The sequence below is a fragment of the Treponema sp. OMZ 798 genome (genome assembly GCF_024181385.1).
In the GTDB taxonomy this organism is placed as follows: Bacteria; Spirochaetota; Spirochaetia; order Treponematales; family Treponemataceae; genus Treponema_B.
On sequence record NZ_CP051305.1, the window covers coordinates 2,501,135 to 2,526,096 of the forward strand.

23 protein-coding genes are annotated in these 24,962 nt (G+C 36.5%); 15 read left to right on the forward strand and 8 right to left on the reverse strand.

The window, feature by feature from the left end:
• Positions 1-22 precede the first annotated feature (22 nt).
• The 6 genes from rlmJ to ftcD all read right to left on the reverse strand — a co-directional run bounded on the left by rlmJ (position 23) and on the right by ftcD (position 7,291).
• Positions 23-856 (reverse strand): 23S rRNA (adenine(2030)-N(6))-methyltransferase RlmJ, encoded by an 834-nt coding sequence (rlmJ, locus tag E4O07_RS11570; RefSeq protein WP_253685988.1) that lies wholly within the window; start codon positions 854-856, stop codon positions 23-25.
• 3 nt (positions 857-859) lie between these two features.
• Positions 860-2,263, reverse strand: coding sequence for an MATE family efflux transporter (locus E4O07_RS11575; protein ID WP_253685990.1), 1,404 nt, complete (start codon positions 2,261-2,263; stop codon positions 860-862).
• A 51-nt stretch (positions 2,264-2,314) separates the two neighbouring features.
• A complete protein-coding gene (locus tag E4O07_RS11580) occupies positions 2,315-3,052 on the reverse strand; it encodes a potassium channel family protein (RefSeq protein WP_253677805.1) in 738 nt (245 codons plus the stop codon).
• 9 nt (positions 3,053-3,061) lie between these two features.
• The gene (gene gyrA, locus E4O07_RS11585) at positions 3,062-5,509 is read right to left on the reverse strand and encodes a DNA topoisomerase (ATP-hydrolyzing) subunit A (RefSeq protein ID WP_253685992.1); all 2,448 of its coding nucleotides are present in this window, start codon (positions 5,507-5,509) and stop codon (positions 3,062-3,064) included.
• Positions 5,510-5,651: 142 nt separating this feature from the next.
• Complete coding sequence (locus E4O07_RS11590) at positions 5,652-6,260, reverse strand: L-2-amino-thiazoline-4-carboxylic acid hydrolase (protein WP_253685994.1); 609 nt, start codon at positions 6,258-6,260, stop codon at positions 5,652-5,654.
• 131 nt (positions 6,261-6,391) lie between these two features.
• Complete coding sequence (ftcD, locus tag E4O07_RS11595) at positions 6,392-7,291, reverse strand: glutamate formimidoyltransferase (RefSeq protein ID WP_253685996.1); 900 nt, start codon at positions 7,289-7,291, stop codon at positions 6,392-6,394.
• Between the two features lie 282 nt (positions 7,292-7,573).
• Here ftcD and E4O07_RS11600 point away from each other — a divergent pair, with 282 nt between their 5' ends.
• The 8 genes from E4O07_RS11600 (at position 7,574) to E4O07_RS11635 (ending at position 15,211) form a co-directional block, all read left to right on the forward strand.
• Entirely contained in the window at positions 7,574-8,917 is a 1,344-nt protein-coding gene (locus E4O07_RS11600; RefSeq protein ID WP_253685998.1) for an ATP-binding protein, read from the forward strand.
• A gap of 1 nt (position 8,918) precedes the next feature.
• Positions 8,919-9,113 (forward strand): hypothetical protein, encoded by a 195-nt coding sequence (locus E4O07_RS11605; protein ID WP_253686000.1) that lies wholly within the window; start codon positions 8,919-8,921, stop codon positions 9,111-9,113.
• Positions 9,114-9,203: 90 nt separating this feature from the next.
• Positions 9,204-10,634, forward strand: coding sequence for a cysteinylglycinase (locus E4O07_RS11610; protein ID WP_253686002.1), 1,431 nt, complete (start codon positions 9,204-9,206; stop codon positions 10,632-10,634).
• 81 nt (positions 10,635-10,715) lie between these two features.
• Positions 10,716-10,892 (forward strand): hypothetical protein, encoded by a 177-nt coding sequence (locus tag E4O07_RS11615; protein WP_253686004.1) that lies wholly within the window; start codon positions 10,716-10,718, stop codon positions 10,890-10,892.
• Between the two features lie 45 nt (positions 10,893-10,937).
• Positions 10,938-12,095, forward strand: coding sequence for a GGDEF domain-containing protein (locus E4O07_RS11620; protein WP_253686006.1), 1,158 nt, complete (start codon positions 10,938-10,940; stop codon positions 12,093-12,095).
• Positions 12,096-12,132: 37 nt separating this feature from the next.
• On the forward strand, positions 12,133-12,939 hold the full coding sequence (locus tag E4O07_RS11625; protein ID WP_253686008.1) for a class I SAM-dependent methyltransferase: 807 nt from the start codon (positions 12,133-12,135) through the stop codon (positions 12,937-12,939).
• 287 nt (positions 12,940-13,226) lie between these two features.
• Positions 13,227-13,538 (forward strand): Bor/Iss family lipoprotein, encoded by a 312-nt coding sequence (locus E4O07_RS11630; RefSeq protein ID WP_253686009.1) that lies wholly within the window; start codon positions 13,227-13,229, stop codon positions 13,536-13,538.
• 116 nt (positions 13,539-13,654) lie between these two features.
• Positions 13,655-15,211, forward strand: a complete 1,557-nt coding sequence (locus E4O07_RS11635; RefSeq protein WP_253686011.1) for a hypothetical protein — start codon at positions 13,655-13,657, stop codon at positions 15,209-15,211.
• A 235-nt stretch (positions 15,212-15,446) separates the two neighbouring features.
• Here the strand turns inward: E4O07_RS11635 and ychF are convergent, their stop codons facing one another.
• The gene (ychF, locus tag E4O07_RS11640; RefSeq protein WP_253686013.1) at positions 15,447-16,553 is read right to left on the reverse strand and encodes a redox-regulated ATPase YchF; all 1,107 of its coding nucleotides are present in this window, start codon (positions 16,551-16,553) and stop codon (positions 15,447-15,449) included.
• A 26-nt stretch (positions 16,554-16,579) separates the two neighbouring features.
• Positions 16,580-18,409, reverse strand: a complete 1,830-nt coding sequence (gene sppA / locus E4O07_RS11645; protein ID WP_253686015.1) for a signal peptide peptidase SppA — start codon at positions 18,407-18,409, stop codon at positions 16,580-16,582.
• A gap of 177 nt (positions 18,410-18,586) precedes the next feature.
• Here sppA and E4O07_RS11650 point away from each other — a divergent pair, with 177 nt between their 5' ends.
• From E4O07_RS11650 to E4O07_RS11680, 7 genes are read left to right on the forward strand one after another with little or no spacing between them, the layout of a single operon-like run.
• On the forward strand, positions 18,587-19,339 hold the full coding sequence (locus E4O07_RS11650; protein ID WP_253686017.1) for a hypothetical protein: 753 nt from the start codon (positions 18,587-18,589) through the stop codon (positions 19,337-19,339).
• Positions 19,314-20,159, forward strand: coding sequence for a hypothetical protein (locus E4O07_RS11655; protein WP_253686019.1), 846 nt, complete (start codon positions 19,314-19,316; stop codon positions 20,157-20,159). Before E4O07_RS11650 ends, E4O07_RS11655 begins: the two co-directional genes overlap by 26 nt.
• Positions 20,156-20,845, forward strand: a complete 690-nt coding sequence (locus E4O07_RS11660) for an ABC transporter ATP-binding protein (RefSeq protein WP_253686021.1) — start codon at positions 20,156-20,158, stop codon at positions 20,843-20,845. The genes E4O07_RS11655 and E4O07_RS11660 overlap by 4 nt, the downstream gene beginning before the upstream one ends.
• 17 nt (positions 20,846-20,862) lie before the next feature.
• Positions 20,863-22,071 (forward strand): ABC transporter permease, encoded by a 1,209-nt coding sequence (locus E4O07_RS11665; protein ID WP_253686023.1) that lies wholly within the window; start codon positions 20,863-20,865, stop codon positions 22,069-22,071.
• A 27-nt stretch (positions 22,072-22,098) separates the two neighbouring features.
• Positions 22,099-22,839 (forward strand): LolA-like protein, encoded by a 741-nt coding sequence (locus E4O07_RS11670; protein WP_253686025.1) that lies wholly within the window; start codon positions 22,099-22,101, stop codon positions 22,837-22,839.
• A gap of 8 nt (positions 22,840-22,847) precedes the next feature.
• The gene (locus E4O07_RS11675; RefSeq protein WP_253686027.1) at positions 22,848-23,879 is read left to right on the forward strand and encodes a hypothetical protein; all 1,032 of its coding nucleotides are present in this window, start codon (positions 22,848-22,850) and stop codon (positions 23,877-23,879) included.
• A gap of 25 nt (positions 23,880-23,904) precedes the next feature.
• Positions 23,905-24,954, forward strand: coding sequence for a hypothetical protein (locus E4O07_RS11680; RefSeq protein WP_253686029.1), 1,050 nt, complete (start codon positions 23,905-23,907; stop codon positions 24,952-24,954).
• The last annotated feature ends 8 nt before the right edge of the window (positions 24,955-24,962 follow it).

Consider the following 24,962-nt stretch of genomic DNA (forward strand, 5'->3'; position numbering starts at 1 on the left):
GCAAATCCCGCCAATCTTCAACCTAAACTGCACCCGCCCTCTCAACATACTCACAAATTCCCTTTACCCTTTCTTCCAAACCCCAGGGAGGATTTGTGATTAAAAGGCCTGAGCCTTGAAGGCCGTATTCGCTTTCAGTATCTACCTTACTTGAAAAATGCTTGACCTCAAAATTCAACATCTTACCGTTTGCAGCTTTACCTATCCGGCTTTTTAAATTTGCACATACTTCGGTTTTGTGATTCAATATTGGATACCAAATTATAAAGATTCCTACAGGCCATTTTTTACATACCTTTTCAACAACTTCTGCAATCGCGGTATAGTCCGAATCGACTTCATAGCTGGGGTCAAAGAGGGCAAAGCCGCGGATAGGGAGAGGCGGGGTAAGGGCTCTAATCGCCTCATAGCAATCCCTTTTGTGCACATGAACATTTTCCGCATGTTTGTACAGCTCTTTTAATTTTTCGGCTTCGGCAGAATGTAAATCGCATAAGATTAAATTAGAATCTTTTTGTAAAAATGAGCGGATGATTTCGGGAGAGCCGGCATAAGAGGAATTTTCATCATAGTTTTTTAAGCAAAAATCCAAATAGGACTTAAAGTCTTCAGGAATTGGAAGAGGCAGTTTTTCTTTTTTGTATAAATTCAAAAGACGGATTATCCCTTCTTCCGCTTCGCCGGTTTTTAAACTCCACCCGCTTAAAAGATTATAGGAAGCACTCCCTGCATTTAAATCGAAAGCCGTAAAAGGTTTTTGCTTTTGAGTATAAAGTTTTAAAAAAGAAAAGAGAACCGAGTGCTTAAAAACATCGGCCTGATTCCCTGCATGAAACCCATGACGATAACTCAGCAAATTTTACACCCTCTTATTACACCACAGCCCTTTGCGGTAGTGATATAAAATAACCGTAAACTCGGCCAGCTCCGAAAAAATATATGAGGTCCAAACGGCAAATAAGGGCAGGTGTAAAATATTTACAACCAAAAATAAAAACGGAATCTGAACGAACCAGCGGGATCCCAAGGTAGAATAAAGCATCGGCCGAGTATGTCCTGAACCCGAAAAAACCACGGCAAGCCCCAGCCCTGCAGATAAAATTATAAAGGACGGATAAAATATACGGAGCATCACACTTCCCTGCAAAAGCATTGCCGGATCATTCGGAAAGAAAAACCTTAAAAAAGTTTGAGGCGTTCCCATAATTATGACTGCAAAAATTCCTACAACAGAGGCCGACATAAAAGCGTTTATCTTAGAAGTGAGTTTTGCTTCCTTAACATTATCCCGTCCGAGGCTTTGGCCCACCAAAGTTGCTCCGCCCATATTAAATCCGAAAATCGGCATAAAGGCAAACTGAGAAAGCTTTCCTCCTACACCGGCAATAGCAACAGCATCAGCTCCATAAACAGTAACAAACTTCATAATCGTTACTTGAGCAAAGGTGCGTACAAGGGAATTAATACCTGAAGGAAGACCTATGAGTAAAAGATCTAAGTCTATCTTTTTATCGAGTCTAAAAAGTCCCTTAAAACTGATCTTAATCTTTCTTTTTCCGCTAATAAGAATTAAAAAGCCGTATAAAAAACTTATAGTTCGGGCTGTGACTGTTGCAAGAGCCGCTCCAAAGACTCCCATTCCTAAGCCCGGGATACTTGTTCCGGGAACTATATCGAACATAAAAAGAGGATCTAAGACCAAGTTTATGATAGTGGATATTATCATAATATGAAGAGGAGTTTTTGCATCCCCTGTACATCTAAAAATCGTATTTACGGAATATGAAGAAAACATAACGGGAATAAAAAATATCCTAAGCCAGCCGTATTCTAAAGCAGAATTTAAAACCTCCTGATCCGGAAGAAAAAACCACAAAATCGGTTTTAAAAAAAGAGCTAAAAGAATGCCCGATATTACGGCAAGCACAACCTTAAAACTGATAGTCTGCTCTGCAATGCGCTGAGTTTTCTCCATATCGCCCCGCCCGTAATTTTGAGCAATCATCGAAACGGAACTTGCACCGGCGACCTCGTTTAAAATAGTAAAAAGCATATATATGGAAGAAAAGAGGGTAACACCCGAAAGGGCTGTTTTCGATATCTGCCCTACCCAAACCATATCTACAATGTCATAAAAGTTTTGCAAGCCTGCGGAAATCATAGTAGGATAGGCCAGCTTCCATAACTTATTTGATATTTTCTTTGGTTTTAATTGCAGATCAGTTTCATCACAAACGCACTTCGAGCCGGATAGATTCTCCATAACAGCACACTCTCCTTTAGGCTTTTAAATCGGCAATCTCCCAATTGTCAATTATAATTTTTTTGAAGAAAAAAGATTTTTAAAGATTGACGGCTTTATCTCTCCATCTTTTTTTGAATTATTTTTTAAGCTTATCTTTCCGCCTGAAAAGTTATAGATGTGCTCTTCGGAGGCAACAACCAAAAGAACATCATCTTCTTCAAACTTATACTCGGGGTCATCCATAAAAATAAAGTCTTCACTTTCTTTTTTTCGGCGGGCAATAATGTTTACCCCCATGTCTTTTCGGATATTTGATTCTGCAAGGCTTTTACCGACATATCGTGCTTCCACTCCGACTTCTGCAAGAGCAAGATTTTTTGAAATAGGCATAAATTTAAGAAGGAGGTCTGCGGCTAAAATAGGAGTTGTTCTTTTTGCGGCCTCACTGTCGGGATAAATTACTCTGGTAGCTCCGACGGTTTTTAAAAGCCTTCCGTGTTCATCGGATTGGGCTCGCACCACAATGTTTGAAATGCCGAGAGTTTTTAAAATTGTCGTGCTGATTACGGAAAGCTCCACCTTGCGGCTAAAGTCTACGATTACGGTATCCACCTTAGAAGGCAAGATTTTACGCACCGAAAGCTCGCTTATTTCTTCTATCACAACTGCCGAAGAGGCCTTAGGTTTATACATTTCGATCAGTTCTTTGTTTTGGTCGATGATGATAACTTCGGCACCGATTTTGATAAGTTCATCGAGCATCCGTACACCGAAGGTTCCCAAGCCCATAATCGCAAATTTTTTCATAATTTTCCCCTATTCTTCATCGCGGGCAACAACATCAAGCCCGATAAGCATATCGGGACTTTCAATATCCAATATTTTGACTCCTTGTGCAGAGCGTCCCATGGTGCCTACAGAGTCTACGCTTATGCGGATAGTTTTTCCCTGTCCGGTTATGCAGACAACCTCATCGTCATCAAAGACGGTAAGAAGGCCGACAACCTCTCCTGTTTTTTCGGAAAGGGTGTAGATACGCTGTCCGCCGGTTCCTCTTCCGTGAGCGGAAAATTCCGAAAACTCTACGCGCTTGCCGTAGCCGTTTTCTGTCATAACAAGCATCTTTTGATTTTCCGTTACGCGGAGTGCTCCCGTAAGCTCATCCTCTGAAGAAAGCCTTATTCCGGTAACACCGCGGGAAGAGCGCCCTTGCGAGCGGATATCCTCTTCGCTTGTGCGGAGAGCCTGACCTCGGCGGGTAATAAGCATGATCTCGTCCTTTCCGCCTGTAAGAATTGCGCTTACAAGCTTATCGCCCTCATCCGGTTTTATGGCTATGATTCCGCGGGTTTTTGCATTTGCAAAATTGTCTGTGGTAACTTTTTTTACAACACCGCCTGCGGTTGCCATCAATAAATAGGTCTTATCGTCGAATTCTTTTAAAGAAACGACAGCCGTAATTTCTTCATCGGAAGAAACTGAAAGAAGGGATTTTATGTGAGAGCCGCGGCTCGTCCTGCTTGCTTCCTGTATCTCATGCACCTTTAGCCAGTAGGCCTTGCCTGCATTTGTGATAAACATAATATAATCGTGGGTCGAGGCCGTAAAAATCTGATCCAAAAAGTCGTCTTCTGCAAGGTTTGCGGAATTGGAACCCTTGCCTCCCCTGTTTTGACTTTTATAGGCCGTGGCAGGAATACGCTTGATATATCCGAGGTGGGAAATTAAAATAACCATCTCTTCTTTTTTGATAAGGTCTTCGATATTGAGCTCTTCAACCTCATCGGCTACAATATCGGTTTTGCGCTCATCGCCAAATTTTTCGGCTATCTCTGTAGTTTCTTCCTTTATTAAGGCTAAAATCTTTTCGGGATGAGCAAGAAGGTCTTTCAAGTGGGCGATTAAAACCTGCAATTCCTGTAATTCTTTTCGGAGGTCTTCGATTTCCAAACTTGTCAAACGCTTTAACTGCATATCGACTATGGCCTGCGCTTGGACATCATCAAAGCCGAATCTTTTCATTAAGTTGTTTTTTGCCGTTTGAGTATCGCGGGAGGCCCTTATTATTTTGATAACCTCATCTATGTTGTCGATGGCAACTATGAGAGCTTCCAAGATATGAGCCCTTTCTTCCGCCTTGCGTAAATCGAATTTTGTTCTGCGGGTAACTACATCGACCCTGTGCTCTACAAAGTATTTTACAAGAAGTTTTAGGTTGAGGGTTTCGGGTCTTCCGTTTACAAGAGCTAGGTTTATAACACCGAAGGAGGATTGAAGGGCTGTCTTTGCAAAGAGCTGGTTTAATACTACCTTTGTAATAGCCCCCCTCTTTAACTCTATAACGATACGCAAGCCTGTTCTATCGGAAGTTTCATCATTTACGTTTGCAATTCCGTCTATAACTTTTTCGCGGGCTAATTCCCCGATGCGGGATACAAGGGTTGTTGTGTTTACCTGATAGGGAACTTCTGTAAAGACTATAGTTTCTTTTCCCTTTTTATCTACCTCAATTGTAAATTTACCGCGTACCAATATTTTTCCGCGGCCGGTTTTAAAGGCTTGTTTTATGCCCTTTCTTCCATAGATGACTCCGCCGGTCGGAAAGTCGGGTCCCTTCATGTATTTACAAAGCTCGTCTATTTCGATTTCGGGATTGTCTATGTAGGCCGAAACGGCATCGGCGATTTCGCGCAAGTTATGGGGCGGCATGTTGGTTGCCATACCGACTGCAATTCCGCTTGAACCGTTTGCAAGCAGGAAGGGAAATTTTGCCGGAAGAACGGTCGGCTCCTTTGTAGAATCGTCAAAGTTCGGAATAAAGTCGACGGTTTCTTTTTTTATGTCCTCGACCATGGTTTCGGCGATTTTGGCCATCTTGGCTTCCGTATATCGGTAAGCTGCGGGCGGATCGCCTCCTATGGTTCCGAAGTTTCCTTGAGGATAAATGACCGGATAGCGTAGAGAGAAGTCCTGTCCGAGTCGGACTAGGGCATCATAGACCGAAGCATCGCCGTGAGGGTGGTAACTTCCTAATACATCACCTACAATCTTAGCACACTTTCTGGTGGGGCCTGAACTGCGTAAACCCTTTTCTTCCATTGAATAGAGAATTCGCCTGTGAACGGGCTTTAGACCGTCCCTTACATCGGGCAGGGCTCGGCTTACTATAACTGACATTGAATAATCTATGTAGGCTCTTTTTACTTCATTTTCGATAGGAATCGGAATTACAGCTCCGCCTTCCTTAGTTTGTATCTCTTCCACGCATTATACTCCGAAATCTATAAATTCGTGCTATTTTAGCATAAAAAAGGGGGCTTGGTCAAGGAAGCGGAAAATGACAGGGGAAAATTCAAAGCTCCAGCTTAGACTGAATTGAGAGGAATGTTAAAAAATTATAAATATTTTATAAAACCCGGACTTCAAAGTCGCAGCAGTCTCCGCCTTTTCCGAGGGTCTTGGTTCTAAGCCATTTGATTTTGGGATGCATATTTCCGTAACAAATATCATCGGCATCGCAGTACATTTCGACTATTTCAGGACAATTATATTTTTTGCAAATATCTTGATATGGACATACAAGCATATCGAATTTAACTGCTTTTTTATTTACTTCATGAAATGAAGCCTTAAAGCCGGCAGGTTCTCCAAAAACTTTTTTTGTCATATTCGCAAAAAATTTCGGAACCTTCTTATAAAGCCCCGGAATTTTCATTATTTTGCGAATCACCGCCGCAGGTTTTTGACTTCGGTTTTTATAGTAATCCTTTAAAAGCAATGAGACCTTTTCCCTTTCAAGCCCCATTTCAAGAAGCGAATCAAAGCAAGCTATTGCGGGATATATCCTTTCCCTTGTGTGAGTCCACATTATTTTAGGTTCATTATTATTTTCAGACAACAGAACATTATAACGCTTCCACACTTTTTCGATTGCTTCAGAAACAAAGGCTTCCGAAAACTCGGACCTTAACGATTCTTCCATACCATCAATAAACCGGCTCTTTTGTTTTTTCATAATATCTTCCTCCTTAGAATACCTATCTCCGATATTATACAGCACTTTTACTAATAAGTACAAGCATAAAATAAAAAAACAGATTACCGGGCATCCCCGATAATCTGTTTTTAAAAACTATTATGTTAAATCTATTCGAGCAACCTAGCCTCGATTATCTGGCTGAATTCGAAGTTTTCGATTTGGAGATAATAAGAAGCAACATCCATTAAGGCAGCCATCGGAGTAAGACCGACAATTTCGGTACCTGCAACATTTACACCGTAGCGTTTTGCTTCCATTTTTACCATTTCATAGGACTGATAAAGAGAAGTCTTTGTATAGTCCGTCATGTTCATTGAAACCTGAACGATTCCGCGTTCTGTAAGATCTACGCCCATTGCTTTGACAAAGCGCAAGCCTCCTCCTAAGAAGCGGACTTTTTTTGCAATCTTGTCTGCAATTGAAAGATCGTTTGTAGCCAAGTTTACGTTAAAGGCAACAAGGGGCATTCGGCAGCCTACAGCAGTAACTCCTGCTGAAGGGTGAATTTCCGTTCCGCCGAAGTCGGGCTTCCATTCGGGCTGTTTTACCTTTTCGGCCATACCTTCAAACTGACCCTTTCGAATATTGGAGAGGTTTTCTCTTGAAGGATTAGATGCCGATTTTTCGTACAAGAAAACAGGAATCTTGTGCTGTTCCCAGATGAGCTTTCCTACCTCTTTGGATAATTCGATACATTCTTCCATTGTGGAATTTTTAATCGGAATAAAGGGGACAACATCAGTGGCTCCCATTCTGGGATGGGCTCCCTCATGCTTGCGCAAGTCGATTAGGCCGGCAGCTATGCCTATGGCTTCAACAACGGCTTTTTTAAGCTCTTCGGGCTCACCTATAACGGTTACAACAGAGCGGTTATGATCCTTGTCGGATTCGTAATCAAGTAGTTTTACCTTTTCTTTTCCGCGGAAGGGGGCAATAATCTTTTCCAAAACTTCAGGATCGCGGCCGTTACTAAAGTTAGGAACACATTCAATTATTTTGTTCATCATAAAAAAACTCCTAAGACCTTCAACGTCTTTCGCAAGTGTAGCACAAAAAAAGGTCTTAGACAAGATAATAAAAATGTTTTAGAATAAATATCATAATTTAGGTAAAAATCGGCAAAACACTCTAAAGTTTTGAAGAAATGACGCATTTTAACTAAAATAATATTGAAGAAATGACTATTTTTAGGTATAATAATATTGAAGAAATGACGTTTTTATGTATAAATAATTTTGAAGAAACAACGATATTCGGCTTTTAAAACTTTGAAGAAAGTGAGGTAATTCATGTTTTTTAAAAGAAAGGCGTATAATAAATTACTAAGGTGGAAAAAGGAGTATTCAGGTTCTTATAGTGTTCTTTTGGAGGGAGCAAGGAGAGTCGGAAAGTCAACCATAGCCGAAGAATTTGCCAAAAATGAGTATGAGGCTTATATTTTAATCGATTTTGCAAATATATCCGAAGCCGTAAAATCTTGCTTTGACGATATTCATAATTTGGATATGTTCTTTTTAAGATTGCAGGCGGCAACAGGCAAAAACTTGATAGAAAATAACAGCGTAATTATCTTTGACGAAATTCAGCTTTTTCCAAAAGTCAGGCAGGCAATAAAATATTTGGTAAAGGACGGCCGATACCATTACATCGAAACCGGTTCCTTAATTTCAATCAAAAAAAATGTAAAAGAAATTTTGATTCCTTCGGAAGAAATGAAAATTCCCGTTTATCCTATGGATTTTGAAGAATTCCAATGGGCAACTCAGGGAAACACCTATCAGCTAAGTAAGGAAGTATATGAGAGCGGTAAAAAAGCCGGGGATCAAATACACCGAAAGTGGTTGAGGGATTTTAGGCTGTATATGGCTGTCGGAGGAATGCCGCAGGCAGTTGAAGCATATTTAGATGGAAAAAATTTTACCGAAATCGACAAAATAAAAAGAGGTATTATAAGTCTTTACAAAGACGACTTTAAAAAGATAGATCCTTCAGGCCGGGTTTCAGCTCTCTATCATTCAATACCGGCACAGCTTTCAAAAAACGGAAAAAGATATATCCCGTCGCAAGCCACCGGCAAGCGAAAGAGCGTAAAGGATGAGGAAAGACTCTATGATTTGATCGATTCAAAAACCGTTCTTATTTCTTATAACACTACAGATCCCAGAATCAGTCTTTCTTTGACTAAATCGCCTGAAAGTTATAAACTCTATTTAGCGGACACAGGCCTTTTTATAACTCTTATGTTTATGGATAGGCCGGAGGCCATCAATGATATTTACACAAAGTTATTATCCGATAAATTACCGGCTAATCTGGGCTATCTATATGAAAATGCGGCAGCTCAAATGATAGCCGCCGCAGGGCATGAGCTTTATTATCATACATGGGATAAAGAAAAAAGCACCCACTATTATGAAATCGATTTTTTAATTTCTCAAGGTGCAAAAGTAAAGGCTATCGAGGTAAAATCTTCCGGTATGGGCCGGCATGAATCTTTAAAGATATTCGGTAAAAAATATTCCAAGGTCTTAGTCTCCTCAATCTTAGTTTCTTCTAAGGATAGAAAAACAGAGGACGGCATAGAGTTTTTGCCGGTATACATGCTTAACTTTGCAGTTAGACAGGAGGTTTAAAATGAAGCTGCCTTTGGGGGTAACACAAGATACATTAAATATATGTAAGGATATTGTTTCAAAATATACGGAAGAAAAAGATATTGACGAGGTCGCTTTAGACTTATTAAATTTGGTTTATTCTAAAGGCGGAGATTTTTCCGAAAAAACTTTACAAATGTTTGCAAAAGCTTATTTTAAAAAAGGAGTATACTAAAGAATTTGGATATATCTTGCCGTTAATGTATAAAATATGTATACTCTAATTGTAAAGTACAAATAACTTTAATGAAATTTCGGAGGAATTATGAAATTTAATATTGCAAAACAAGGCGGAGTTCCCGCAAAGTTGGTTTTTGAGGACAAAATTGAGGGAAGCTATCTTAATCACTTAAAAGAAAAGGAATTATTTTCCGGAAAGGCGGAAGAGGTTTATTACAGCCTTGACCCTAATCTTAATGCTCATCTTTTTATCGGTTTAGGTAAGGAAGAAAAGATTGACTTGGAAGTTTTAAGAAAAACTTTTTTCAAGGCAGCGAGCGAGCTTTTAAAAAACAAGGTAGAAGAGGTCGAACTCAATATCCCTAAACTTAATAATCTGTGTAATTATAAGATGGCCGAGGCTATCGCAGAGGGTATGCTTCATGCCACCTACCAATACGATAAGTTTAAAAGCGACCGTAAAGAACAAACAGAAATTACGGTTAATTATAATCCTGAAAAAGGCAAGGAAGATAGAGCCGAAAAAGGCATCAACGAAGCCGTCAAGCTGATGGAAGCGGTTTTCTTAACAAGAGACTTGGTAAACCAGCCGCCGAATGTAATCTACCCTGAAACCTTGGCTACGATTGCCAAAGAAAAGCTTGAAGCAAAGGGCGTAAAAGTTACAGTTCACGGTAAAAAAGAAATTGAAGACCTTAAAATGGAAGCCTTCCTCAGCGTAGCAAGGGCAAGCGCCAAGGAGCCTAAACTCATTGTCATGGAATATTATAATAATCCCGACTCAAAAGAAAAAATCGCTCTTGTCGGTAAGGGCTTAACCTATGACAGCGGCGGATATGCAATTAAACCTGCAACAAGCATGGTTACCATGTTTACCGATATGGGCGGCTCAGGTACCGTTATCGGGGCAATGCATGCATTGGCAGACCTAAAAGCAAAGGTAAACGTTGTTGCTGTTGTTGCTTCTTGCGAAAACATGATTTCAGGCGACGGTTACAGAAACGGCGACATCATCGGCTCAATGAGCGGTAAGACTATCGAAATTATTAACACCGATGCAGAAGGCAGGTTAACCCTTGCCGATGCAGTTTATTATGCTACCAATAATTTGGGAGCGACTAAGCTTATTGACCTTGCAACCCTGACAGGTGCTTGTGTAGCAGCATTCGGCGAGCAGGTAAGCGGAGCCGTCACAAACAATGACGAATTCTTTGCAGAACTTGTCAATGCAAACGAAAGAGCAGGCGAAATTGTCTGGAGAATGCCTACTATAGAATATTACAAAAAAATGAACGAGTCAAAAGTCGCCGATCTAAAAAATTCAGGCGGAAAGTTAGGCGGAATGATGACAGCAGGTCTCTTTGTCGGCTCCTTCCTTGCAAAGGAAGATATCCCATGGATCCACATTGATATCGCCGGAACAGCCTACATTACCGAAAAATTCGGCTATTTAAAAGAAAACGCGACAGGAACCTTGGTAAAGAGTCTTTACTATATGCTAAGCAAAGAAGCTTAATCAGCTCTTACTCATGCCGCAGGGAAGCAAACATCTTTCCTGCGGTTGTTTTGTTTGTGTGATATAAATGGGAGGAAACTTATGTATAAAATGATCATAAAAAAAGAGAAAAAGGAAATACAAAAAGTATTATATGATGCAGTAATGAATCATAGCTGGAAAGATAAAAAATGTAGAATACTTTGTATTTTATGTAATATTACACTTCTTTTACACGGAATCATGCATATAGATTCTAAAGAACAAAACAATCAATAACCTAATAAATAAAAACAACTTTAATACTCTAGTGAGGGTAAGACTATGAACAAGCCTAATTGTGAAATAAAAGAAAACTTAGGTAAAGGAAACCTATATGACCTTTTTAACGACAATGCTAAGATTGCAAGAGATGAAATAAATTCTTTGCAAACATACTTTAGGACGATTCACATAAGAATTCAGCTCATGATTATCATTATTGCATTTTGCTTTGAATTTTCTTACTATTTTATCGTTCAAAGCCAAATGAGTTTACCTTTTAGTATATATTTTTTTAAGTATATACTGGTGCCTTTTATAGTTAACTTTCCTTTATACTTTATTACAAAAAAAATTAGCCAAAGATCTTATGATTCAAAAAAGAAAAACTATATAGTAATGATGAGCTCCTTATTACAATCTTTTCTTTATGTTGTGGTACATCAACTTTTTGTTACAATTTATGCAGGTTTATTGTTAATGATTTTTTTATCAACTATTTATCATGATAAAAAATTAACAAGAATTACATCATTAATATCTTTTATAGGAATAATTTTAGCCGTCTTTGTTATAAAGTACGACGGAGACCATACTATAACAAGCAAATATATTTCGAATTTTATAGTCATGGTCTTTATTTTAATAATAGCCCATATTACGGCAGAATTTGTTATTAACAGCAACAAGGCAGAACACTCTAAAATATTAAATGCAATTGAGGAAAAGGAAAAATATTGGTACGGAATGATGATAGATGATCTTTCCGGTCTGTACTCTCGAACAGCATTAAGAACTTATATTAATAAATTGCAAGATTATAAGGGTGAACTATTCATTGTAATGATAGACCTTGACAATTTCAAAAAAATCAACGATACCTATGGGCATAAATACGGAGATGATGTGATAAGGATTTTTGGAAAAACTTTTAGTCCTTATTTAGGGGATGCATTTGCAGTCTTCCGCTACGGCGGTGATGAATTTTTGGCAATAATAAAATCCGATGAGAATTATGCCAATAAACTGATGACTGAAACTAGAGAAGCTTTTAGGCAAACTTGTTTATCCCAACTAAAAAATTCCGACTTAAGTTTTAGTGCCGGTATAAGCAGATTTTCAAACGGCATACCTATAGCCGATATTATTGAACAAGCCGACTCAGCTCTATACCAGGCAAAAAAAGCCGGAAAAAATACAGCCGTTGTTTACGGGGAGTGATATTGAATTTAGTATACAATGATAGGAGGATTATGATATGAGTACAAAAAGTTTACTTGATGGTGTAGAGGATACATTATATATTCCACTTTCGGCAAGAATATATGCGTCTGAAAATTTCCCGGAATTTTTCTATGATGAAAAAGCATTGTCGTTAAAACAATATATACCGACGGATAACATAGAGAATAATACTACCGAATATTTTTATATGGCTAGTGTCTGCAGACAACACACAATAGATAAAAAGATAATAAAGTTTCTTGAAGAAAATATTCAAAGCAATGTAGTGTTTTTAGGGGCAGGGTTAGAAACCGCTTATAATCGTATTAATAATGTTAAATCTAACTTTTATCAAATAGATTTGCCTAATGTTATAGATACCAGAAAAAGAGTATTAGGAAATGCACATAATGAAAAACTTCTCTCAGGAGATATGTTTACTCTTGATTGGGTAAAAGAGATAGATACTTCATTGCCGACCATGATTGTTGTTTCGGGAGTATATCAGTACTTCAATGAAAACAAAATTATAGAGATGATTAAAAAAATGAAGTCTTTAATTCTTAAAGGAGAATTGGTATTTGATGCAACAAATTCTACCGGATTAAAACTTGCTAATAAGTATGTTCAAAAAACCGGTAATATCAATGCTAAGATGTATTTTAGTGTAGATAATCCAAAAGAATTTGCAAATACTACTAATACAAAACTTATAGATGTTGATGGATTTTTTGATGAAGCATTAAAAAATTGTAAAGGATTAAAATTAAAAACACGAATATATATGTATTTTGCCGATAAATTACATAGAACATTGGTTATGCACCTAAAATTCAATTAATAACACAACACTAAAATTTATAAACTAAAGCCGATGGACACTCGTAAATTAAGAAATCCATATTTTGCCTTAAATGCCGCAAAAGAACTTCAAGCCGAAATTCAAGCACCTAAACAATACATGAGAGCTTTTTAATGATCCGGTAAAAGCTCTTGAAGTTTAAGCATAAAATTTTAAGTATAAATGCTTGCAAATGTATCATAAATATACTATATTATTTGAAAATTTGATTAGGCTTAAAAATAAAAGTAATTACAATATAAAAAATTCCAAGAAGGAAGGTTTAGATGAAAAAGAATTCTGTTTTAAAGATTACAGCATTGCTGTTAGTTTTGGTTATGGCTAGTATGACATTATCAAGTTGCATGACTAACCGCCACACAGTAGGAAATGGACCGCAGACAGGAATAGTTGAAAAAAGCAGACAGTGGTATGTCTTATGGGGATTGGTAAACTTAGGAGATCAAGACACTAAATCAATGGTAGGTTATGCAGCTGATTATAAAATTGAAACATATTATAGTGGAGTCGATTGGCTAATCAACTTATTCTTGGGATGGCTGTCTATCCAAAGCCGAACTATAAAAGTTACTAAATAAAAATAGGTCTGTATATTAATCAGTTCAGTAATTAATATACAGATTATTGTAAATATAAAAACCGTTATCTCCCTCATCTCTTTGAAAATTTACCTTAAATAGTATATAATGGAACTATGAATCAGGACAGGGTTAAAGAAATATTGCTTGAGACGGCAGATACCGAGCTTGAGTTTTCGGTGGTTTTTACAGGCAAGAGCAGTAAAAAGGTAAACGGGCTTTATAAGCCGGACACACACGAAATTATTCTTCACAATAAGAATTTTGCAAACGATAATGAACTTATTTACACGGCGGTGCATGAATATACTCATCACAAGCAGTGCGAAAAAGAGGGCGGCTTTTATTCAAAACGGGTGCATAGTCCTAAGTTTTGGACGCTCTTCCATAGCCTTCTTGCTGAGGCCGAAAAGAAGGGTTTTTATAAGATTACGCTTGAAGAGTCGCCGGAACTTTTGGAATTAACCGATGAGATTCGGCAGGTTATAATGGTAGAAGACGGTAAGCTTATGAAAGAGCTCGGCCGCTTACTCGGAAAAGCCCGTCCGCTTTGTAAAAAAGCGGGGGTAAGATACGAAGACTATGTTGACAGAGTACTCTGTCTTCCGCGAGCCTCTGCAACCGCTCTCGAAAAAATAAGTGCTTATAATGTAAGCCCTGCGATAGGTTATGAGGCTATGAAGCTTGTAGCCAATATAGGCAATGCAGAAAAAAGAGCCGAAGCGGAGGAAATGTTTTTAAATAAAATGAGTCCCGCATCGATACGGGGGCAAATTTCTAAAAAGAAAGAAGAAGATCCGCGCCGAACCTTAGAAAAAGAAAAGCGCCGTTTAGAAAAAACCATTTTAAGTCTTCAAGCGAAACTTGAAACGGTTGAAAGCAGGCTTGCAAATATGCCGATAAGCCCCTTTATAATCGCAGTGATTTTTTCGGTATTTACATCACTTCCTATGATTGCGCAAAACTCAAATCCGATTCCCATTCCGTCCGTTCCGCCGATTCCGGGAATACCGGCCATTCCTAAGCCGAACACTGTAGGCCCTGCAATTCCTCAAGCACCGGCAGCCCCTGAATTTTTCAAACTAGATAATCAGCCTAAAAATGAAAAAGTCTTGACAAGAAAAAGATTAACTCCTGCCGAAATGATAGAGAGGTTAAACTCAAGCCAAGACGGAGCCTTTGCAAAAAGGCTTATGAGCACCCTCATCGAAAATGACGATCAGGGCTTCGATGTTCTAAATAAAATTATAGAAGAACTTTCAAAAAATGATATACAAAAATTTCCGGTACAGACAGGAAGCGGTAAAAACAAAGAAGGTCTTTTAATAAGAACCTTTAATTTTAACGGAAAAAATATGTTGGAAGAATTCGGCTCTTTTGCAGTTTCTGACATAACCCCCGATAAAAGTTTTTTTCTTGCAGCAGAATCAAAGGCTGCAGCAGCAGGACAAAAAAACGGAGAGCGGCTGTACATCTTTGCAAAACGGAACATAACCGGAACCTACAAGCTCTTTGTAGAAATAAACCAAGACACAAAAAATCACAGCTCATTATTTTTTAAGCTTTTTAAAAATTCTCCATTTGAAGCAAAGTTGGATCAAAATATTTTACTTTCCCAAATAAAAAATGATAGATTCGATTTAGATGCCGTTTTTGACTTGGCTTCAAATTAAATAAGCTTATATTGAGATTGTAAAAACGATGAAAAGATTATAAAAATAAAGATGGTGCAACTATAAAAAGGAAGACCCACTCAAAAGGAGGATAATGAGTGAGTCTAGTGAAAAACAGTGTGTATCGTTTGTGTGTGGCCTGAGTATACTTGAAATATATAAAAATGTCAAGACATTTTATAAAAATTATTGTTTTTATTTAAATTTAAGTTAAAAATAATCTGCCGGACAAAAATTAAACGTTAAACTTAAAGAACATAACATCTCCGTCGTTTACCACATAGGCCTTTCCTTCTTGACGGTAACGTCCTGCTTCTTTTATCTTTTGCTCACTGCCATATTTTACAAAGTCATCAAAGCTGTATACTTCCGCCTTTATAAAGCCCTTTTCAAAATCGGTATGAATAACTCCGGCAGCCTTTGGAGCCGTATCACCTGCATGAATTGTCCATGCACGGCACTCATCTTCTCCGGCTGTAAAAAAGGTTCTTAATCCTATCAAGTGATAGGCAGCCCTTGCAAGCTGTGAAAGGCCCGATTCCTCTAAGCCTACCTCTTCTAAAAAGCTTAATCGTTCTTCTTCGCTTTCAAGGTCGGCAAGCTCGGCTTCAAACTTTCCGCAGATAATTACCGTATCGGCTCCCTCGGCTTCCGCAATCTTTTTAACCGCGGCCACATAGGGATTACTGTCTTGTGCCCCTGTTTCATCTACATTGCAAACATACATTTGAGGCTTCATCGTAATCAGATGAGTGTCATAGATTGCTTCCCTTTCATCATCGGTTAAGTCGGCAAGACGGGCTCCCCTTCCTTCTTGTAAGAGGGGGCGGATTTTTTCGATGGCACGCATTACGACAGCGGCTTCTTTTTGAGCCTCCTTTCCCATACGGCTCGCTTTTTCGGCACGCTCGGCTCTTTTATCCAAACTTGCAAGATCTGCAAGAGCAAGTTCGATATTTATGGTTTCGATATCCGAGGCAGGATCTATTTTTCCTGCAACATGAACAATGTCGTCATTATCAAAACAGCGTACAACGTGGGCGATAACTCCTACTTCTCTGATGTGAGATAAAAACTGATTGCCTAAACCTTCTCCTTTTGAGGCTCCCTTTACAAGACCTGCAATATCCACAAATTCTACGGTTGCAGGAATTATCTTTTTAGGGTTAAAATGTTCTGCCAATTTTTTTAAACGGGCATCGGGTAAACTTACAATTCCCACATTGGGATTTATTGTACAAAAGGGATAGTTAGCGGCCTCAGCCGGCGCACTTGTGAGGGCCGAAAATATAGTCGATTTTCCTACATTGGGTAAACCCACAATTCCGCAATTTATAGCCATATCATTCCTCCAAAAACTTTCTAGGCTTAGTTTTCCCAAATAAGGTATTCGGGACTGTAAACATAGATACCTTTTTTTGACTTCAAATTTAAAAAGTCCGTAAACGCCTTGAGGTCTACAAAGTTCATCTGCGAAATAGCCGAAGCATTAAGGTCTTCTAAAATACTCTTCACTAAGGCCTCTGTTAAAGGCAGGGGCTTTTTTATTTCTTTTACGGAATATTGATCTTTTATATTTGCAAGCTCTGCAGCATATTTTGCAGCCTCGTTCAAGGAGCCGAGGGCATCGACTAACTTTAAATTTAGTGCCTGCTCACCGGAATAGACTCGGCCGCCTGCCAACTCTGCAACGGTTTTTTCGGGAAGGCTTCTTCCTTTTGCTACGGTTTCGATAAAGGTTTTATATATGTGCATAACTTCGAGCTGCCGCACTTCTTTTTCTTCCTGCGAGGGATCTTCTAAGACGGAATATGAAGGTTTTTGACCGGAGTAAACCAAATCGCTTGTAATTCCGAGGTATTTTTTTACTGCTTCCTTAAAAGATGGGGCTGTAGCCAATACACCGATTGATCCCGTAATTGTGTAGGGGCTCGCAAAAATATAATCGGCTGAAGAAGAAATCCAATAAGCCCCTGAGGCTGCAACAGAGCCCATCGAAACTACAACCGGTTTTCCTGAGGCCTTAGCCCTATCGACAGCACGCCTAATTTCTTCCGAAGCAAAAACTTCTCCGCCTCCCGAATTTACTCTTAAAACGATGGCCTTTACTGTAGGATCTTCTAAGGCCATATCAAAAAGCTCGACTATCTTATAGCTTACGGCGGCCTCATCTATAGGGCCCGTACCAATAGAAGTAATCGCTCCGTTTACATGAATAATTCCTATCGAATTTTGAGAAGGCATTTCTGCAAAATTTGCATTATAAGAAACATAGTCTATTGTATTTACACTGACCGAAAATGTCTTACTGTCGGCAAAACCTATGTTTGCGGCAAATTCATCAACTGAGGCTATGTCCGTAACAAAGCCCTCTTCTAAAGCAGCCTTTGCTCCGTTGCCCGCATATTTTTTTATAAGAGCATTGTTATTTTGTGCGAAGATCCTAATTTTTTCGGGGGATATATTTCGATTGGCGGCGATGTCCGAGGTGTATTTTTCCCACAAATTATCGAACATGGATTTTAAATTGGATCTTACATTTTCGGAAAGAGTATCTCTGGAATAGGTTTCGGCCATCCCCTTGTAGGCTCCGGCCTGTATCACATTCCACTTAATACCGAATTTTTCTTCCAAACCTTTAAAGAATACAGGGCGGGAGGCAAATCCTGCAAAGGAAACTTCTCCTAAGGGGTCAATTCCGATACGGTCTGCATAGGATGCTAAAAAGTAAGACGGAATCGAATAGCCTACAGAATAGGCATATATCTTTTTACCGGAATTTTTAAAGGAACTTAAAGCCGCCCCTAACTCGCTTAAATGTCCGGATGACAGGCCTGCCAATTCCGAAAAGTCCAAATAAAGGCCGGTTATACGCCTATCGACAGCAGCATTTTTTACGGCTTTTACAATATCCGAAACGAGGACAACCGATTTTTTCCCAATTCCGGGAATACCGGCCGAAAAAATATCCGCTTCCTTTTCTGAAATAATACCGGAAGGATTTATCTTTAAAACAGCCTCATTAGGTACTCGGATTACGGCCTTTGTATTTGAGGGAATAGTTCCCATAACCCCTAAAAATGTAAAAAAGAAAAAGAAGAAAACGATGTTTATTATTATCAAGCGTAAAATATTTATTCCTCTAAAAAGAGTTCTAAAAAAGCCCGGACGCTTTCTTTGTTCTTGATTTTCCTGCATATTTTGCTCCTAGAATGAAATTCGAAACGCTATGATAGCAAAAAAACGCTTTTTTTTCAACTAAGAGCAATTTCAGCGATTTTAGAAATTTTTTATGACAAATGTCATAAAAAAGTGATTATCTGCACTTCACTTTTTGTTAAAAAAAATATAATCTATAAAAAATTGGAGGTTTATATGAGAAAAAGACTCTTAGTTATTTTGCTTGTTATTTTAAGTTTTAGCTTATATTCTCAAGAAATTTACGATAATTTTTATAAATTTAAGGCTGAATTATACAATACGGCTTTAGAAAAAATGGAGGCTTCTATCGCTGAATATCGCGAAAAGACCCAAAAAATGCAAATTTCTGAAGAAGAAAAACTGACACTTCAAAATTTTTTGATTTTGGAAGAAGTGAACCTCTTAAATAAGGATAACAGTAATAAGAAAAAAATATTTTCAAAGTTAAAAACTCAAAATGATAAGAGTGCTGTTTTTATGCAGGGAAAAAAGAATTCGCAAGCCGGCAAATGGTTTTTACTCAGCTGGGGCGATATTAAATCTCAGTACATAAGCTTTTTAGCCGGACAGGATATGTATAAAGAAGCCTATGACACAAAATTGCTTTATCTTGATGCCTTAAAGCAAGATAAAAAATTTGCTCCGGCAAGGATATCCTATGGTTTGTGGCTGTTTTTTGCTCCTCCCATAGCAGGCGGCGGATATGAAAATTCATTAAAGGAATTTTCAAAGGCTGTATCAAATGCAAAAAACAATTATGAAAAATACTTGGCTCTGATTTTCAGATCGCAGGTTTATTTTGCACTTGAAAATATGGATTTGTCCAAAAAAGATTTAAAGGCTGCAGCCGGATTGATAGCCGATGAGAATTTCAGCCTAGTAATTGAGGAGTTAAATAAGAATGATCAAATATTCTTTTCAAAATAGAACCTATAAATTGATAGCGTTTTTTTTCCTCTTTACTTGTTTTTCTTTTTTTTGTTTTGCACAAGAAAATTCTGTACAATCCTTAGATTCGGGTAAAGCAAAAATCTTTAATCTGGATGAATGCGGTTCTCTTTTTGCCGAATATTATAGAAATAGCAGCATCAGCGATGAAGATTTGAAAACCTTAATAGACGGAATAAATCACCTTACAGGTTCTTTGGATAAGATTCTTGTAGAGGATAAAAAGATGAGAGATATAAAAAAACAAAATGAACTTTTAATCTTATATCTTGAATATGCTGAAATTCTTTCGACGATTTATAATTACGGCGGAATGAATCATCAAGGTAAGGTAATAAAAAAAATAGATAAAAATTTAAAAAGATTTTTAAAATTATCTAATTTGGAAGGTGAGGTATATTTAAAATATGCAGATTATCTTTATACAAAACTTCCGCTTCCCGAAACAAAACGTTTTAACACAATCTTAACCCTTCCGGTTTTATACAGAAGGGCTCTTTTAAAAGATAAAAACAATAAGACAGCTTTTGTAAAATTATCTTGCTGGCAAATTGCCGCTGCCGATGAAACCACTTCAAATTTTAATTCGCAAATTAAGGCAACAGAAGAATACATTGAAGAATTAAATGATGTTGATAAATTTAACGCTTATATATGGTATTCTATATTTTATATGAAAATATATGATACAAAAAAAGGCTGGGAGCATTTTTATAAGGCAAAAAATATTTTTCCCAATCATCCTATCGTTTCATTACTTCATGAAAATTATAAAAAAGGAATTTTAGGCGGCTTATGATAAACGCAGAGCTTAAAGTTAAAAACTTATATAAAACTTACAGTATTGACACAAAAAAAATTGAAGTTACAAAAAATATTTCGTTTACTGCCGAGCGGGGAAGTATGATTTGGATTTACGGTAATTCCGGGGCAGGGAAGTCCACATTTTTAAATCTAATTACAGGAATAGATTATCCCGATTCGGGAGAAATAGAATGGGGCGATAAAAATATAAATAAAATGAATAACGGCGAAAGAGCTAAATTCAGGCTTGAAAATTGCGGTCTTATTTTTCAATTTTTTGAATTGATAAAATCTCAAACCGTTTTTGATAATGCTTCCATACCTTTAAAAATTCAAAAAAAACCCAAAAAAGAAATAAAAGAAAAGCTCATGCCTTTGTTTGAATATTTTGATTTAAAAGATTTGATTTATAAAAAGCCTAATGAACTTTCAGGCGGAGAAAAACAAAGGGTTTCGATAGTAAGAGCTCTTTCCTGCAATCCAAAATACATTCTTGCTGATGAAATAACTTCTTCACTTGATTCGGATAGGTCAAATCAAGTTTATGAATATTTGCGTAAATACTTAAAAGAAAAAAACGGAGTGGGAATTTTTGTTTCGCATGATCCTATTATAAAAAATTATGCGGATAAGATTTATAGAATGGTCAGCGGTTCATTGAATGAAACCGCAGGAGAATAAAAACTTTTGGAGAAAAAATGTTTTTAATAAAAAGTGCTTGGGATAATATTAAGTTTCACAAAAAGCGAAGCATTCTTTCCATATTATTAATTGCAATTGCCTCTGCTGCAATCTTATTATACAGAGGATTCGTAGAATATTCAGAACAAGGAATGGCAATAGGTTTTATACAAGAATCGGGGCATATTCAGGCTGCGGTTAAAGATTTTTGGGATAAAAAAAATACGGCAGATTTAATACTTACATCTAACGATTTGAATAAACTTAAAAATGTTTTTGAAAAAATACCCGAAATAGCAAATTTCGATTCTGTTCTAAATTTTCAAGGAATAATAGGCACGGAAAATTCTTCTTCAATATTTTGGGGCTCAGGATATGATGAACCTCACTCTTTAGGAGCAGCTGAAGGAGTCCCTGTTTTTGAAGGAGACAATACCCTTGTTCTCGGAAAAGGTTTATTTAAATCTCTCGGTTTGAATTTGGAAAATGATAATTATGTAAATATAATGTCGTCGATGGGAGAAGAAGGAATTGCAGCAGGTTCTTTCGAAGTTTCGGGAAATATAGATACAGGAGTTCCCCAAAACGATGCAGGCTTTTTAATTGCTTCCCGAAAAGATATTCTCGAATTTTTTGGTATGCCCGATACGGCTTCATATATAAGATTGTACTTAAAAAATGATAAGGATGTTGAAAAAGTTGAAAGTAAATTAAATTCTATTTTTAAAGAAAATAATTTAAACTTTGAAGTTAGAAACTGGAAAACGCTTAATCCTTCATGGCATCAGATAAGTAATCTATTTAATGTCCAGTTTACCGTAATAAGCGGAATCTTGTGTATTTTAATATTTGTAGCTTTAACACAAAGTCTTTCGGCAAGTTTTATGGAAAGGATAGGCGAATTCGGTACAATGGAAGCCATCGGCCTAAAAAAATCCTTGCTTATTTTGGTTTTAATTTTAGAAGTATGCATTTTATCGCTTGCAGGGATTATTGGAGGCGTTTTGCTATCGCAAGCAGGAAATATTATTACTCAAACCTTTGATATAAAAATGAATCCTCCGGGTTCAACTTCTTATTACTTATTAATTTTTTTTATTACAGCTAAGGCGGTAATAAAAACTCAAGTTTTTATATTTTTTACGGCTCTAATTTCGGTTATATATCCGATTTATACTATTAAAAAACATAGCAGTATAAAACTTATAAATTATAATATAAGTTAGTCAATAAGCTAATCAATGAGGTATAGGATGAATATTAGAAGATACTTTTTACGATTATTTTTTTTAATTTTTTCATTAATTTTATATTCAGAAGAAAAATTTGATGATGAAGATTATCAATATTTTTTAAAAATCAATTCGGGATATATCGAAGCATCCGAAACTTTTTTAACCGAGCAAGCAATAATAAAATATAATAAGGATTTAAAAGAAGAAAGCAGGCTGTCCTCTTATTGCCTTTTTAATAAGAGCGGACAGTTTGTAAGAATAAAATCAAAAAATAAAATACAATATTTTTTCAGTTCCAACGAAGGATATTGGCTTTACAATAAAAATTTGAAAACACCATTAAAAATATCCGGTGCATATAAAATAGAAGAATTTGAAGTGCAGGATATTTTAAAAACCGATTTTAAGAGCAATTATAAAATTATTGAATACAAGAATAATGATTTTATTCTCGAAAAACAAAATTCAAAAGCTTCATATAAATATATTATATTTACAAAAAAAGCTAAAAATATTTTTGAACTCAAATTTACCGATGCAAAACAAACTCCGATAAAAAAATTAGTTTATCATATAGAAAATATAGACGGTTATCCTTGTTTTGCTAAAATAGATGTGTACGATATGCTGTTTGAAAAAAATGCTTACAGCTCATGGATTACTATGAGTATTAAAAAGGCCGATATACCCGCATCGCTTTTTTCATACTCTCAATTAAAGCATTTGACTCAAAAGATGGAGAATTTGATAAAAAAATAGGGAGAACTATGAAGAAATTTATTTTTTTTATATTTTGTTTTAGTTTTATAAATCTCCATGCAATCAGTCCCGGTTTTGAATTAAATAACTTAAATGTTTTCCTTAATACCGATGTAAATACTTATGCACCTCAAATTATTTCTAACTTAGATACTTCAGCTTTTTTAAATTTTGATTTTGAATTTAAAAATCAGAATTTATTTTTACAACCGGGAGTTTTTTTTAAAGATGAATTTTCAAGAGATGAATTTAAAAACAAAAAAATTGTAAGACCTTTTTTTAGACGATTGAATTATTCCGCTTTTACCGATTATTTTTCGTTTCAATCCGGAAAAGATTTAATTTATTTTGGGGAAGGTATTATTAAAAATTATTTTTATTTAAATATTCCTGAGATGATAAAATCGGATACAGCTTTGTGGTATGTAAAATTCGATATACCTATAAAAAATTTTATAATAGACTTAGGTTCTGCATTCGACACCCGTTCTGTCGATATTTTTGAAAAGCCTGATTGGTATTCCGTTTGGACAAAATTTGCATATTCATCATCTTCTTTTTTTATCGGATTGGAATCGGATATGCTCTTTGAACCGGCTAAAAATAATAAAAAAGAATATACACTAAAAACAGCCTTAGAAGTTTTATTTAATCTTCCTTTAGATTTTAAAATTTATTCCAATGCAGGACTTCCTGTAAAATTTATAAATAAAAAAATTAATGATTGGGGCGTGCTTGCCGGGATTTCTAAAACATTCCTTGTAAAAGATAATGATTATACTTTTACTTTAATAGCCGAAGGTGCTTATAATTCTAAAGGTATGAATTACGGATTTTTTTATAGCACAGGCTTAAAAGATTATGCTCAAATTACTGCCGGTTTACAAGGCTTGCAGGATAAAGAGCTTATGGGAATTATTCAGAGCGAGTTATTTATTTCGGATTTTAAATTTAAAATAGTATATCTTTCAAAAAATCTTTTAGATAAAAAAGATATACTGAATGGAATATTAAGTTTATCGGTTGTTTTAAATGATTGATAAAATTATTTATGATGGAGAAAAGATGAAAAAGATTTTATGTTTGGTTTTTTGTTTTATGATGGCGGCGGGGTTTTCTCAAGACAAAGAGGAAGTCAAAAAAAATAACGAAGAAGATTTTATAAAAGTTTCCAAATTCAATATTCTTCCGCATTATTTTGGTTTTCCTCTTTCGGTAAAATTCGGATGGCTTCATAGAGAAAATAATGTAAGCGTTTTTCCGAATGCAGGCATCTTTTTTTCGGCAGATAACGGGCCGGCAGTCAGTTCTTCTATAGGAATGTTTGTTCAAAAAGATTTTTTTAAATGGAATATAAATGCTTTTTATGATTTTGTTCCATTTACAATGCACAAAAAAGTTTCGGATCAAATTTTTTATGCAAGAAACGATTTTATATTTGTTATAAACAAATTAAAATTTTCTTTTCCTGCCCGTGTAGGAAGAAGGAATGTTAATGAAATAAAATTTAAGAATTCGCAAAATGAATTGAAACCGAAAACCGTTACCGAATTATCGCAGGGAATTAGATTTGATGTTTTTCTTGCAGATTTAGGTTATTTTAAAGCGACAACATCTTTTTCTTTTTTTACCGACTGGATTCCCGAAAGCCGTTTTATTAATTACAGACTTAAATTCGAGCTGCCGGTAACTTTTAAACTGTACTATGTTGATGTAGGCTTTGTTTATACATTTTATAATACCGATAGGATAAAGTCTAAGAATGTAAATACCATAACCGATTATGAAATAGAAAAGTCTCAAGAATCGATGACGCGGCGTTTTTCGTTTAAAGATGTCAAAAAATATTCTTCAATGCATATTTGGGGAACTGAACTTAGATGGTACGCCGCCCGAACTGGTGTTAACTCCAACGGATTTTTTATTTCAGCCTTCGCTGATGCCGGCTTCGGCTCTAATAAAGAAAAAAAATTAAATCTTATCGCGGAATTCGGCTTAGGAGCAGGTTACACATTATTCGATAATGTTCCTTTTACATTCCAAGCCGGAGTTAATCAAGACTTTAAGCCTGTCTTTTTCTTGGGCGTAGTGTCCAGAATTATTCAGGGCGTGTGATGTAAATA

Excerpts from the sequence above, each read along its gene's own strand:
- E4O07_RS11605 (WP_253686000.1), top strand. The coding sequence starts at position 8,919 with ATGAAGCTGCCTTTGGGGGTAACACAAGATACATTAAATATATGTAAG.
- E4O07_RS11610 (WP_253686002.1), top strand. The coding sequence starts at position 9,204 with ATGAAATTTAATATTGCAAAACAAGGCGGAGTTCCCGCAAAGTTGGTT.
- E4O07_RS11575 (WP_253685990.1), bottom strand. The coding sequence starts at position 2,263 with ATGGAGAATCTATCCGGCTCGAAGTGCGTTTGTGATGAAACTGATCTG.
- E4O07_RS11680 (WP_253686029.1), top strand. The coding sequence starts at position 23,905 with ATGAAAAAGATTTTATGTTTGGTTTTTTGTTTTATGATGGCGGCGGGG.
- E4O07_RS11675 (WP_253686027.1), top strand. The coding sequence starts at position 22,848 with ATGAAGAAATTTATTTTTTTTATATTTTGTTTTAGTTTTATAAATCTC.
- E4O07_RS11635 (WP_253686011.1), top strand. The coding sequence starts at position 13,655 with ATGAATCAGGACAGGGTTAAAGAAATATTGCTTGAGACGGCAGATACC.
- E4O07_RS11630 (WP_253686009.1), top strand. The coding sequence starts at position 13,227 with ATGAAAAAGAATTCTGTTTTAAAGATTACAGCATTGCTGTTAGTTTTG.
- E4O07_RS11580 (WP_253677805.1), bottom strand. The coding sequence starts at position 3,052 with ATGAAAAAATTTGCGATTATGGGCTTGGGAACCTTCGGTGTACGGATG.
- E4O07_RS11625 (WP_253686008.1), top strand. The coding sequence starts at position 12,133 with ATGAGTACAAAAAGTTTACTTGATGGTGTAGAGGATACATTATATATT.
- ychF (WP_253686013.1), bottom strand. The coding sequence starts at position 16,553 with ATGGCTATAAATTGCGGAATTGTGGGTTTACCCAATGTAGGAAAATCG.
- E4O07_RS11670 (WP_253686025.1), top strand. The coding sequence starts at position 22,099 with ATGAATATTAGAAGATACTTTTTACGATTATTTTTTTTAATTTTTTCA.
- E4O07_RS11660 (WP_253686021.1), top strand. The coding sequence starts at position 20,156 with ATGATAAACGCAGAGCTTAAAGTTAAAAACTTATATAAAACTTACAGT.
- E4O07_RS11665 (WP_253686023.1), top strand. The coding sequence starts at position 20,863 with ATGTTTTTAATAAAAAGTGCTTGGGATAATATTAAGTTTCACAAAAAG.
- E4O07_RS11650 (WP_253686017.1), top strand. The coding sequence starts at position 18,587 with ATGAGAAAAAGACTCTTAGTTATTTTGCTTGTTATTTTAAGTTTTAGC.
- E4O07_RS11600 (WP_253685998.1), top strand. The coding sequence starts at position 7,574 with ATGTTTTTTAAAAGAAAGGCGTATAATAAATTACTAAGGTGGAAAAAG.
- ftcD (WP_253685996.1), bottom strand. The coding sequence starts at position 7,291 with ATGATGAACAAAATAATTGAATGTGTTCCTAACTTTAGTAACGGCCGC.
- E4O07_RS11655 (WP_253686019.1), top strand. The coding sequence starts at position 19,314 with ATGATCAAATATTCTTTTCAAAATAGAACCTATAAATTGATAGCGTTT.
- E4O07_RS11620 (WP_253686006.1), top strand. The coding sequence starts at position 10,938 with ATGAACAAGCCTAATTGTGAAATAAAAGAAAACTTAGGTAAAGGAAAC.
- sppA (WP_253686015.1), bottom strand. The coding sequence starts at position 18,409 with ATGCAGGAAAATCAAGAACAAAGAAAGCGTCCGGGCTTTTTTAGAACT.
- E4O07_RS11590 (WP_253685994.1), bottom strand. The coding sequence starts at position 6,260 with ATGAAAAAACAAAAGAGCCGGTTTATTGATGGTATGGAAGAATCGTTA.
- E4O07_RS11615 (WP_253686004.1), top strand. The coding sequence starts at position 10,716 with ATGTATAAAATGATCATAAAAAAAGAGAAAAAGGAAATACAAAAAGTA.